The organism is Bradyrhizobium sp. 23 (assembly GCF_023073295.1).
GTDB classification, from domain to species: Bacteria; Pseudomonadota; Alphaproteobacteria; order Rhizobiales; family Xanthobacteraceae; genus Bradyrhizobium; species Bradyrhizobium canariense_D.
The window spans coordinates 192,930-203,994 of record NZ_JADPJF010000124.1 but is presented as its reverse complement, the minus strand read 5'-3'; the positions used below and the strand labels follow the sequence as shown (position 1 = coordinate 203,994).

10 protein-coding genes are annotated in these 11,065 nt (G+C 63.8%); 2 read left to right on the top strand and 8 right to left on the bottom strand.

Annotated features, from left to right (window positions below):
• The 5 genes from IVB32_RS30220 to IVB32_RS30200 form a co-directional block, all read right to left on the bottom strand.
• On the bottom strand, nt 1-1,386 hold a 1,386-nt coding region (locus tag IVB32_RS30220; RefSeq protein WP_247412282.1), incomplete at its 3' end, for a tetratricopeptide repeat protein.
• A 94-nt stretch (nt 1,387-1,480) separates the two neighbouring features.
• Nucleotides 1,481-2,218: an amino acid ABC transporter ATP-binding protein gene (locus IVB32_RS30215; RefSeq protein ID WP_018457791.1), complete on the bottom strand. Its 738-nt coding sequence runs from the start codon at nt 2,216-2,218 to the stop codon at nt 1,481-1,483.
• 11 nt (nt 2,219-2,229) lie between these two features.
• Nucleotides 2,230-3,750 carry an amino acid ABC transporter permease gene (locus tag IVB32_RS30210; protein WP_018457790.1) on the bottom strand — a complete coding sequence of 507 codons (1,521 nt, stop codon included), beginning with the start codon at nt 3,748-3,750 and terminating at the stop codon, nt 2,230-2,232.
• Nucleotides 3,747-4,952, bottom strand: a complete 1,206-nt coding sequence (locus IVB32_RS30205; protein ID WP_085394800.1) for an ABC transporter permease subunit — start codon at nt 4,950-4,952, stop codon at nt 3,747-3,749. The genes IVB32_RS30210 and IVB32_RS30205 overlap by 4 nt, the downstream gene beginning before the upstream one ends.
• 25 nt (nt 4,953-4,977) lie before the next feature.
• Nucleotides 4,978-5,994 carry an amino acid ABC transporter substrate-binding protein gene (locus tag IVB32_RS30200; RefSeq protein ID WP_247296790.1) on the bottom strand — a complete coding sequence of 339 codons (1,017 nt, stop codon included), beginning with the start codon at nt 5,992-5,994 and terminating at the stop codon, nt 4,978-4,980.
• A gap of 395 nt (nt 5,995-6,389) precedes the next feature.
• Here IVB32_RS30200 and metC point away from each other — a divergent pair, with 395 nt between their 5' ends.
• Together metC and IVB32_RS30190 are read left to right on the top strand one after the other, a co-directional pair.
• The gene (gene metC, locus IVB32_RS30195) at nt 6,390-7,574 is read left to right on the top strand and encodes a cystathionine beta-lyase (protein WP_247296791.1); all 1,185 of its coding nucleotides are present in this window, start codon (nt 6,390-6,392) and stop codon (nt 7,572-7,574) included.
• 154 nt (nt 7,575-7,728) lie between these two features.
• A complete protein-coding gene (locus IVB32_RS30190) occupies nt 7,729-9,420 on the top strand; it encodes a Na/Pi cotransporter family protein (protein WP_247296794.1) in 1,692 nt (563 codons plus the stop codon).
• 10 nt (nt 9,421-9,430) lie between these two features.
• On the opposite strand, the gene IVB32_RS30185 is transcribed toward IVB32_RS30190, so the two are convergent.
• The 3 genes from IVB32_RS30185 to IVB32_RS30175 form a co-directional block, all read right to left on the bottom strand.
• Nucleotides 9,431-9,769 (bottom strand): lipid-A-disaccharide synthase N-terminal domain-containing protein, encoded by a 339-nt coding sequence (locus tag IVB32_RS30185; protein WP_247296796.1) that lies wholly within the window; start codon nt 9,767-9,769, stop codon nt 9,431-9,433.
• Entirely contained in the window at nt 9,766-10,512 is a 747-nt protein-coding gene (locus tag IVB32_RS30180) for a glycosyltransferase family 2 protein (RefSeq protein ID WP_018457785.1), read from the bottom strand. The genes IVB32_RS30185 and IVB32_RS30180 overlap by 4 nt, the downstream gene beginning before the upstream one ends.
• A 63-nt stretch (nt 10,513-10,575) precedes the next feature.
• A partial coding sequence (locus IVB32_RS30175) for a phosphatase PAP2 family protein (RefSeq protein WP_247412280.1) occupies nt 10,576-11,065 on the bottom strand: 490 nt, incomplete at its 5' end.

Sequence of the window (11,065 nt, the reverse complement as noted above, 5' to 3'; positions counted from 1 at the left end):
TACGTCGATCAGGATATCGACCTTGTCGGCCTGAATGCGATCGGCCAGTTCGTCGTCCGACATCTGCCAGGCGTCGACCCAGACGTCCGCCGAGGACCTGAATGCGGCGGTCATCTCATCTCTTACCGGCGAGCACGAATAGCAGACGATCTCGAACCTGGCATGATCATGATGGCGCAGCACCGGCAACAGAGCGAACGCTGCCGAGTGGTTCCTCAATTCGGAAGCGACATATCCGATCAAAATCCGCTTGTCCGGATCAAGCGTGCGGGGCGCCAACGCCCTTTGCGCCAATTTGGCGCCGATCGCGTCCCACCATTGTTTTCGCGCAGCCTGCTGAACCGAAAAATCGGCCTCCGGGAGATAGTCCAGGAAGAATATCTTGCGCCCGATCAAGTCCGCATAATCAGGCGCCATTGCCAGCCCGGCGTCGAGATGTTCGAGCGCCGTCGCGATGTCTCTCTGGCTCGCATAGCAGGAAGCAAGGAGCGCAATTCCGATGTCGGACCGCGGATTTTCCTCCAGCAAGGTCTCGACGGCCGCAATCGCCTCGGCCGTGTTGCCCTTGACAAGGTTGACTTGCGCCTTTCCCTGCAAGGCCACTTCGAGCCTCGGCGAAAGCGCCAGCGCCGCATCAAAGTCCGCGAGCGCCTGCTCCAGCCGCAACAGATCGAGATTGAGCCGTCCGCGCTGCGCCAGAATCTTCGGCGAATCCGGCTTGATCGCGAGCCCTGCCGCGATCGCCGCGGCCGCCTCTTCGTAGTGCCGGAGCTCGATGCATACCATGCCCCTGCCTGCGATCGCTTCCGCGTGACGCGGTTGAAACGCGAGGGCGCGATCGAAACTCTCCTTGGCGCGCTGGGACTGGCCTTCGATCAGCTCCGCCATGCCCCGATTGCAAAATGCATCGGCATAGTCCGGCTTCAGCCTGATAGCGCGATCGTGCAGCTCGATAGCCTGCTCGGCGAGGCCCATGTGCAGCAGCGTATTGCCGAGATTGGTCAAGGCGATCGGAGAATTCGGCTTCAGCGCAACGGCCTTCTCCTGGCATGCGCGAGCCTCCTGAAACTTCTGGAGGGTGAAATACACCGCCCCGAGATTACCATGGGCATCGGGCGAACGCGGATCGAGCACGGTCGCGCGCTCGAGCAGTTGTTGCGCCTCATCGAGCCGCCCGCCATCATACGCGCGCAGACCGAGCAAGTGCGCGGCGTCGAAATGATCCGGAACCTCCGTCAAAATCCGGCGGCAGAGTGTCTCGACCTCCGCGTATCTGCCCTGGCCGAGTGCCTGAACCGCGGCGGACATGAGTGCGTCCGCCTGCTTCTTCAATTTCTTTTGCAATCGCGCGTTCTGGAATGCGCGCGCGCCGGCGCTGCTCTGCAAAGTCTCTCTCCGGGCCCGAAAAGAGCTTGGCCGATTCGCATGGTGCCAAGCTGGCGGGCCGGTTAGACCCGCGACGCCACCGGATTGCAGGTGCTCAGCGCAGGATCTGGCTCAGGAACAGTTTTGTTCGGGCGTGCTGTGGGGCCGCGAAGAACTCGTTGGGCGTGTTGGCTTCGATGATCTGGCCCGCGTCCATGAACACCACGCGGTTGGCGACCTCGCGGGCAAAGCCCATCTCGTGGGTGACCACCAGCATGGTCATGCCCTCCTCGGCAAGGTCGACCATGGTGTCCAGCACCTCCTTGACCATTTCGGGGTCGAGCGCCGAGGTCGGCTCGTCGAACAGCATCACCTTCGGGTTCATCGTCAGCGCGCGGGCGATCGCGACGCGCTGCTGCTGACCGCCGGACATCTGTCCCGGAAACTTGTTGGCCTGGTGCGGGATCTTGACCCGCTCCAGAAACTTCATCGCCGCAGCCTCGGCGTCCTTCTTGGGGATGTTGCGCACCCAGATCGGCGCCAGCGTGCAATTGTCCAGCACGGACAGGTGCGGAAACAGGTTGAAGCTCTGGAACACCATGCCGACTTCGCGCCGCACCGCATCGACGTGCTTGAGGTTCGGCCCGAGCTCGATGCCGTCAACGACGATCTCGCCTTCCTGAAACTCCTCGAGCGCGTTGATACAGCGGATCAGCGTCGACTTGCCCGAGCCGGAGGGGCCGCAGATCACGATGCGCTCGCCCTTCTCGACCGTAAGGTCGATGTCGCGCAGCACGTGAAACTCGCCGTACCATTTGTTCAGGCCGGAAATCTTGACGATGGGGTCGGACATGGTGACCTCGATCAGTTGCGGCGGTGAGCGTTGAGGCGGTGCTCAACGAAGAGCGAGTAGCGTGACATTCCAAAGCAGAAGATGAAGTAGATGATCCCGGCGAAGGCGAACCCTGTGAAAGCGGTCGATGGCGACGACCATTTCGGATCCGAGAACGACGCCCGCAGCGAGCCGAGGAGATCGAACAGCGCCACGATCGAGACCAGCGAAGTGTCCTTGAACAGCGAGATGAAGCTGTTGACGAGGTTCGGAATGACGTGGCGTAGCGCCTGCGGCAGCACGATCAGCGAGGTCGTCTTCCACCAGGACAGCCCCAATGCCGCGGCCGCCTCGCCCTGCCCGCGCGGGATAGCAGCCAGCCCGCCGCGGACGTTCTCGGCCTGATAGGCGCCCGTGAACAGAGAGATTCCAATCAGCGCACGCACGAGACCATCGACCGTGAAATTGCCCGGCAGAAACAGCGGCAGCATGTAGGTGGCAAAGAACAGCACGGTGATCAGCGGCACGCCGCGCCAGAACTCGATGAAGGCGATCGAGAAGATCCGGATCAACGGAATGGTCGAGCGGCGGCCAAGCGCCAGCGCAATGCCGATCGGCAGCGAGGTGACGATGCCGGTGACGGAGACCACCAGCGTCACCAGAAGTCCGCCCCACAGGTTCGTCTGCACGATCGGCAGTCCGCCGTGATCGAGCCCCATCAGCTTGATCACGATTGCGATGGCGGCGAAGGTGACGATGCTGGATGTGAGGGCCCGCCCCCCGGTGCGGAGGCCGCCGCCGAGAACGAAGGCGATCAGTGAGACGATCGCGGCAGTGATGGCGAAATCGGCCCAGACCGACTGGCCTGTCCCCTGCAACTGGTCACGCAGCCAGGTCAGCGGAAAGATCAGCCAGTAGATCGCGGTACCCACGAGCACGATGACATTGCCGACGACCCACAACAGCGGTGCGGCAGAGGAGGTCTTGCCGAGACCGAGCAGAGCCTGCCCAGCGCCGATGATGCTGTCGTCGAACAATTGCAGCAGGTCAGCGGTCCAGCTCAGGCCAAATCCCTTGATGCCGCCGCCATGCAGCAGAAAGAATGCGACCACCGGAAACGCAAGGAAGAACAGGCCAGCGTTCAATCCTTTCGACGGCAGTCGCGGAATGAGCAACGGCACCAACAGGACTACTGACAACACGAGCGTGAGGTTGACCCGCCAGCGTTCGGCTTCGGGGTAGAAGCCGTAGATCAGTTGCGGCAGCTTGGCCTGGATGTAGGGCCAGCAGGCGCCGACCGTAAAGCCGGCGTTCTCGGCGAGGCAGGCCGTGCGATCCTTGCCGGTCCAGACTGCATCGACCATCAGGAATTTGACGGAAGGAATGATGGTGAACCAGAGCAGCAAGGCGCCGACGATCGTGAGCAGGATGTTGGTCGGCGAGTTGAACAGGCGCGTCCGCACCAGGCCGACGAAGCCCGTGGTCTTCACCGGCGCGGGACGCTCATCCAGAAGATCCCGGCGAACGAAACTGGACGAGGTGATATCGCTCATGCGCCGAGACTCCGGCTGACGCGCCAACCGTAGACGCTCATGACGGCGCTGGTGATCAGCGAGATCAGGAGATACACGCCCATCGTCATGGCGATGATCTCGATGGCCTGCCCGGTCTGGCTCAGCGACGTGCCGGCGAACACGGAGACGAGGTCGGGATAGCCGATCGCGACGGCCAGCGACGAATTCTTGGTGAGATTGAGGTACTGGTTGGTCAGCGGCGGAACGATGACGCGCATCGCCTGCGGCACGACGACCAAGCGCAGCGTGGTGCCGCGGCTCAGGCCCAGCGACGATCCCGCCTCCATCTGTCCGCTGTGGACGGAGAGGATGCCCGCGCGCACGATCTCGGCAATGAAGGCGGCCGTATAGGTCGACAAGGCCAACGTGAGCGCCACGAACTCCGGGATGATCCGCGAGCCACCGGCGAAATTGAAACCCTTGAGCTGCGGCAGCTCGAAGCTGAAGGGCAGACCCGCTACCAGCATGGTGACGAGCGGCAGTCCGAACAGCAGGCCCAGCATATAGGGCCAGATCCGGATCACCTGACCCCGCTCGAACAGCGCCCGGCGCGCATGGATGCGCAACGCCACCGAAGCCACAATGCCGAGGGCCAGCACCGCCAGAAACGCCTCGAAGCCGCTCTCGCCGATCGGGCGGGGAATGACGAGACCGCGATTGCTGACGAAAGCTATGCCGAGCAGCGAAATGCTCTGTCGTGGATTGGGCAAGGCCGCGAGCACCGCCAGGTACCAGAACAGGATCTGGAATAGCAGCGGCAAGTTGCGGATGATCTCGACATAAATTTCGCCAATGCGCGCGAGCAGCCAGTTGGGCGACAGCCGGCACAGCGCGACGATGAAGCCGATCAAGGTGGCGAACACAATGCCCACCACCGAGACCACGAGCGTGTTGAGGAGCCCGACCAGGAATACGCGCAGGAACGTGTCCGAGCCGGTATACGAGATCAGCGTCTGATTGACGTCGAAACCGGCGTTGTTCGCGAGGAAGCCGAAGCCGGCGGCAATATGCTGGTTCTCGAGGTTGGCGCGGGCGTTGGAGACGATTTCATAGGCAATCCAGCCCAGGATCGCAGCGAAGGCAAACTGGACGGCGATGCCGTTCCAGCCTGTCTTGCCCCCCAGCACCCGCCTGATCTTCAGCGCGATCTGGGGCGGGGGTTTGCGAGCCTCGATGCTCATCGCCGCGAGCGCGGGTCAGGCCGGATCAGCGGATCGGCGGGGCGTATTGGAGACCGCCCTTGTTCCAGAGATTGTTGAGACCCCGATTGATACCGAGCGGCGAGCCTGCGCCGACATTGCGGTCGAACACTTCGCCGTAATTGCCGACGGCCTTCACGATGCGCACCACCCAATCCTTGCTTATGCCGAGCTGTTCACCGAAATTGCCATCGGTACCCAGAACGCGCTTCAGTTCAGGATTTTCCCCTTTCGCCTTTTCGTCGACGTTTTTCGCGGTCACGCCGAGCTCTTCGGCGGTGATCATGGCAAACAGCGTCCATTTCACGATGTCGAACCATTGGTCGTCGCCGTGGCGCACCATCGGACCGAGCGGCTCCTTCGAGATGATTTCCGGGAGCACCATGTGATCGCCGGGATTGGCAAGCTTCAGGCGGTTGGCGTACAGGCCCGACTGGTCGGTGGTGAAGACGTCGCAGCGCCCGGCCTCGTAGGCCTTGACCGTTTCGTCGTTGGTGCCGAACGCGATCACCTCGTACTTCATGTTGTTGGCCTTGAAGTAGTCGGCGAGATTCTGCTCGGTCGTGGTGCCGGTCTGGACGCAGACCGACGCGCTGTTGAGCTCGAGCGCCGAGTTCACCTTGAGCGACTTCTTCACCATGAAGCCCTGCCCGTCATAATAGGTCACGCCGGTGAAGTTGGCGCCGAGCGAGGTGTCGCGCGAGATGGTCCAGGTGGTGTTGCGCGACAGCACGTCGACTTCGCCGGATTGCAGCGCCGTGAAACGGTCCTTGGCGGAGAGCGGCACGTATTTGACCCTGGTCGGATCGTTGAAGATCGCCCCGGCGATCGCGCGGCAGACGTCGACATCAAGCCCGGTCCAGTTGCCCTTGTCGTCCGGCGAGGAGAAGCCGGGCAGGCCCTGGCTGACACCGCAGGACAGCATGCCGCGGTCCTTGACGGTCTTGAGCGTTTGCGCATCGGCGGCTTGGGCAGTCAGGCCGGCGGCGAGAGCGAGAGAGAGAGCCAGGGTTACGCGTTTCATGGGCTTTGGGCCTTTCAAAGTCGTCTCAAGGTCAGGAACGTTGTCTTTGCGATCGCCTCTGCCAGGGCTAGCCGTCTCAAGATCAGCCCTGCAAGAGTCATGCTGGAAATCCTTGCCGATCACCCGCCGATCCCGGGAGGCCCTGCCTTAATCCCCGCCGACAGGCGCCCGCCGTTACGGCTGTGGCGCTAGGTCCGGTCAGGCGATGGATCGATGGTCGCGGCAGGCCCCTCAACATGCGGCGACTGAATAGCACCTGCGATAACAGAACGACTGGCGTGCCGGGTCAAGGGGTTGACGGGACTCTTCTGTGTTCTGTTATTAACGACAGCGGCCTTTCGGCCAGCCCGCCGGCGCAGCGCGCCTCGTGGAAACGCGCTTTTGAAAGCAGACGCATGGATTCCTCACACCCCTCCGAGCAGCATGCCGAGACCCGATTGGTCACCTCCGGCCGCGACACCAAGGCGCAGAAGGGGTTCATCAACCCGCCCGTCTTCCACGGCTCGACCGTGCTCTATCCGACCGCCGAGGACCTGCACGCCCATCGCGGCGAGTTCCAGTACGGCCGGCACGGCACGCCGACGACCCGCGCGTTCCAGGAGACCCTGACGGCGCTGGAGGGGCCGCAATGCGCCGGCGTCGGCATCGTGCCGTCTGGGCTGTCGGCGATCTCGACCACCCTGCTCTCGGTGCTGAAGGCCGGCGACCACATCCTGGTCTGCGACAACGTCTATCGGCCCTCGCGCAATTTCTGCAACGGCATGCTCACCCGCTACGGCGTCGAGACCACCTACTTCGATCCGATGATCGGCGCCGGCATCGACAAGCTGTTCAGGCCCAACACAAGTGCCGTTCTGGTCGAGGCGCCCGGCTCGCAGTCGTTCGAGATGCCAGACATCCGCGCCATCGCCGAGGTCGCGCATGGGCGCGGCGCGCTCGTCATCGACGACAACACCTGGGCGACGCCGCTCTATCACCGCTCGCTCGAACAGGGCGTCGACATCAGCATGCAGGCCGCCACCAAATATATCGGCGGCCATTCCGACATCATGTTCGGCACCATCTCGGCCAATGCCAAGGCCTGGCCGCAGATCGCCGAAGGCATCCGCCTGCTCGGCGTTTGCGCCGGTCCCGATGACGTCTTCCTGGCACTGCGCGGCCTGCGTACGCTGTCGGTGCGGCTGGCGCAGCATCATCGCTCCGGGCTCGACATGGCGCGCTGGCTTGCGAGCCGTCCCGAGGTCGCGCGCGTGCTGCATCCGGCGCTCGAGACTGATCCCGGCCATGCGATCTGGAAGCGCGACTTCACGGGCGCGTCGGGCCTGTTCAGCATCGTCCTGAAGCCGGCGCCACAGAAGGCGGTCGACATCATGCTCGATACGCTCAAACTGTTCGGCATGGGCTTCTCCTGGGGCGGCTTCGAGAGCCTGGTGATTCCCTTCGATTGCGACGCCTATCGCACCGCGACCAAGTGGGCGCCGGGCGGCCCCACCCTGCGTCTGCATATCGGGCTCGAAAGCGTCGACGACCTCAAGGCCGACCTCGATCGCGGCTTCGCTGCCCTCAAGGCAGCAATGTGAGGCTGCTCACAAGGCATCGCGCCGCGGGACGCGCCAACGCGCACCGGGGGACGTGCATAAGCCGCAAACGTTAACGCCGACGCGCCAACAAATGGTTTGAACCTCAAGCATTTGGCGCTAGCCTCACCAATCGACTCCAATCCGGACACGGAGCATGGGAACGTTGGTACTGCTCGATCTGATGGGCGGCGTGGCGCTGTTGCTGTGGGGCCTGCACATGGTCCACAGCGGGATTCTGCGCGCCTTTGGCCCCGACCTGCGACGGCTGCTCGGCAAGGCGCTTGGAAATCGCTTCAACGCGTTTGCCGCCGGTCTCGGGCTGACAGCGCTGCTCCAGAGCAGCACCGCGACCGCGCTGCTCACGAGCTCGTTCGCAGCCGAGGGCCTGCTCAGCCTGGTCACCGCACTGGCGATCATGCTCGGCGCCAATGTCGGCACGACGTTGATCGTGCAGGTGCTGTCGTTCAACATCGCCGCCGTCGCGCCGGTCCTGTTCGTGCTCGGACTGGTCGCCTTCCGCGTGGGTCCGCGCTCGCGGATCAAGGATGTCGGCCGTGTCTTGATCGGTCTCGGACTGATGCTGCTGTCGCTGCACATCCTGCTCGACACGCTGGCGCCAGCCGAGAACGCACCGGGCGTCCGCGTCGTGATGTCCTCCATCACGGGGGATCCCGTTCTGTGCATCGTGATCGCGGCGCTCGTCACCTGGGCGGTGCATTCGAGCGTCGCCAGCGTGCTGCTGATCATGTCACTCGCCTATTCGCAGTTCGTCTCGCCTTACGCGGCGCTCGCACTGGTGCTTGGCGCCAATCTCGGCAGCGCCATCAATCCCGTATTCGAAGGCGCCAAGCGTGACGATCCCGCCAGCTATCGCTTGCCGGTGGGCAATCTCGTCAATCGCGTGATCGGCATCGCCCTGGTCCTGCCCTTCCTGGGCCCGATCGCCGAGCACATGCACGCCTGGCAGCCTGATCTGGCCAGGATGACGGCGGCGTTTCATATCGCCTTCAACGTCGGCACGGCCGTCATCTTCATCGGGCTGCTCGATACCATGTCGCGCTTGTTGACCCGGCTCCTGCCCGATCGTGTTCAGGAGGCCGATCCGGCCCGGCCGCGCTATCTCGACGAGACCGCGCTGGAATCGCCGTCGCTGGCGCTGGCCGATGCGGGCCGCGAAACCCTGCGCATGGGCGATCTCGTCGAGATCATGCTGCGCAAGGTGATGGCGGCGATGATGAGCGGCGACCGCGCGCTGGTCGACCAGGTCTCGAAGATGGACAATATCGTCGACGGCCTCGACGAAGCCATCAAGCTCTACGTGACCAAACTCATGCGCGGCAGCCTCGACGAGAGCGAGGGCCGGCGCGCCATGGAGATCATTTCCTTCGCCATCAATCTGGAACATATCGGCGACATCATCGACAAGAGCCTGAGCGAGCTCGCGACCAAGAAGATCAAGCGCCGCTTTCAGTTCTCGCCCGAGGGCGCCGAGGAGCTCGCCGCCTTCCACAAGCGCACGATGGATTCGCTGCGCATCGCCTTTGGCGTCTTCATGTCGGGCGACGCCAACGAGGCACGCAAGCTGCTGGTGGAGAAGACGGCGCTGCGCAACACCGAGCTTGCCGCCGTCGAGCGCCACCTCGATCGCCTCCGCGAGGGCCGTCCCGAGACCATCGAAACCACGTCGCTGCATCTCGACGTGCTGCGGGACCTGCGCCGCATCCACTCGCATATCTGCTCGGTCGCCTACCCCGTGCTCGACGCGGCTGGCGAGCCCCATCGCAGGACCGAGACGGAGACCGCCGCCCTCCCCGCGTCGGGAGCAGCCTCGGCGCTGCCGCGCTAGTCGCCTCGGATCAGCGCTCCAGCGTCTTCGAGCCGCGGCCGCGGTTCTTGATGATCAGCATGATGTTGCGGATATAGATGATGGTCGCGAGCGCCTGGCCGAGGATGATGACAGGCTCGCGCTTGACGACGCCATAGACCAGCGTCATCAGCCCGCCGCCCATGGAGCAGAACCAGAACGCCATCGGCACTACGCTGTTGCCGGCGCGCTCGCTCGCGATCCACTGCACCAGGAAACGCGCCGTGAAGAACAACTGCGCGACGAGGCCGAACGCGAGCCAGAAGTCGAACTTGGCGACGAAGACGTCGTAGAAATAATTGCTCAGCGCCTGACCGTATTGGATGATCATGCCGTCACCTCAGTCACATCTGGCGTCGGCTTCTTGCGGCGGATCAGCCACCACACGCCCACGAGATCCATGATGCCGATCCACAGCCGGTCGAAGAACCCGTAGTTTGACACGCCGGAGCGGCGCGGACGGTCGATCACGTCGACATAGGCGATCTCGTAGCCCTCGCGGCGCACCAGCGCCGGCAGGAAGCGATGCAGCCCGTCGAAATAGGGCATCATCAGGAACACCTCGCGCCGGAACGCCTTCAGGCCGCAGCCGGTGTCGCGCGTACCGTCCTTCAGGATAGCGTTGCGGACGCCGTTGGCGACGCGCGACTGGAACTTCTTGAAGCCGGTATCCTTGCGGCCGACGCGTTGTCCGGCGGCAAGTCCGACCTTGCTTCCGTTCTCGACAGCCGAAATCAAGTCCGGCAGGAAGGCCGGATTGTTCTGGCCGTCGCCGTCGAGCGTCGCCACGATCGCGCCGCGTGCCGCACGCACCCCGCTGCGCACGGCCGCGGATTGGCCGCCTGATCTGGCATGGCGCAGCTGGCGCAGATTGTCCCGCTGCTTCATGACCGCGCCAAGCCGTTCGCCGGTCGCGTCCGTCGAACCGTCATTGACGTAGATGATCTCATAGGCCCAGCGGCCGTCGAGCGCCGCGCCGATCTCCTCGATCAGCGGCACGATGTTGTCGGCTTCGTTGCGCACGGGAACGACGATGGAAACCGAGGGCTGGAAAACCGAAGGCTGGGACGACAAATCGAAGCTCGTGGTTGGAATTGGCTTGGCTCGGGAACCGGCGGTCCCGGCAGGCAGCCGCTTTTATGGGGCGGATGCCCCGTGGGCAACCCTTTTGAGGCGGCCCGAGACCGCCCCTGCAAGAGGCACAATGGTGCCGTCGGCACGGATGGCAAAGCCGAGCCTGCGGGCCGCGAACCAGTAGCGCACCGCCAAGGCGCCGACCAAGCCGACCAGGGCGCCGGCCACCACGTCACTCGGGTGGTGCGCAAGCAGCACCAGTCGCGTTAGCAGGATCACGATAGCGTAAGTGAACATGAACACGCGCAGGCGCGGCCACAGCGCCGAGACCGCGAACGCCAGCGCGAACGCCGTCACCGCATGACCCGACGGCAGGCTGGCATAGGCCCCGGTCCCCTCGAACGGCACGAAGTTGAACGGATTGGCTTTGCCGCCGACGAACGGACGTCCTCGACCGATAAGATATTTCAGGATCTCGGCGACGAATACGGGCACGGCAACAGACAAAAACATGAACTGCAGCCGCGTGCCGAGGCCGAGCAGAAGCGCGCGG

Coding starts and splice junctions, on each gene's coding strand:
- IVB32_RS30215 (WP_018457791.1), bottom strand. CDS start 2,218: ATGTCCGACCCCATCGTCAAGATTTCCGGCCTGAACAAATGGTACGGC.
- IVB32_RS30210 (WP_018457790.1), bottom strand. CDS start 3,750: ATGAGCGATATCACCTCGTCCAGTTTCGTTCGCCGGGATCTTCTGGAT.
- IVB32_RS30205 (WP_085394800.1), bottom strand. CDS start 4,952: ATGAGCATCGAGGCTCGCAAACCCCCGCCCCAGATCGCGCTGAAGATC.
- IVB32_RS30200 (WP_247296790.1), bottom strand. CDS start 5,994: ATGAAACGCGTAACCCTGGCTCTCTCTCTCGCTCTCGCCGCCGGCCTG.
- metC (WP_247296791.1), top strand. CDS start 6,390: ATGGATTCCTCACACCCCTCCGAGCAGCATGCCGAGACCCGATTGGTC.
- IVB32_RS30190 (WP_247296794.1), top strand. CDS start 7,729: ATGGGAACGTTGGTACTGCTCGATCTGATGGGCGGCGTGGCGCTGTTG.
- IVB32_RS30185 (WP_247296796.1), bottom strand. CDS start 9,769: ATGATCATCCAATACGGTCAGGCGCTGAGCAATTATTTCTACGACGTC.